Genomic DNA, 264 nt, shown 5'->3' on the forward strand with positions numbered 1-264 from the left:
GGAAAGTTCTAAAATGAAGTTAGCCACCTAAGGGTATCAAAAAACATCTCAGAGAGATATAATTGTAATCACCACAACAACAATTAGAAAGATTCTGAGATGCAAAACTATTATACACCAAAAAGTAAACATTTGACACTAACTGAACGTAGAATGATTGAACGTTGGCTTCAAGAAGGGCTCTCAAATCGTGAAATCGCTAGGAGATTAGCTAAAGCTCCTCAAACCATTCACAACGAAGTCAAACGTGGTCAGGTTAGACAA

1 protein-coding gene is annotated in these 264 nt (G+C 36.7%); it reads left to right on the forward strand.

Annotated features, from left to right (window positions below; genetic code table 11):
- Positions 1 to 99 precede the first annotated feature (99 nt).
- Positions 100 to 264 (forward strand): helix-turn-helix domain-containing protein (locus tag EAF07_RS10505; RefSeq protein WP_142925615.1); only part of this gene is annotated, 165 nt, incomplete at its 3' end.

Source organism: Streptococcus hillyeri (assembly GCF_003686955.1).
Taxonomy (GTDB): domain Bacteria; phylum Bacillota; class Bacilli; order Lactobacillales; family Streptococcaceae; genus Streptococcus; species Streptococcus hillyeri.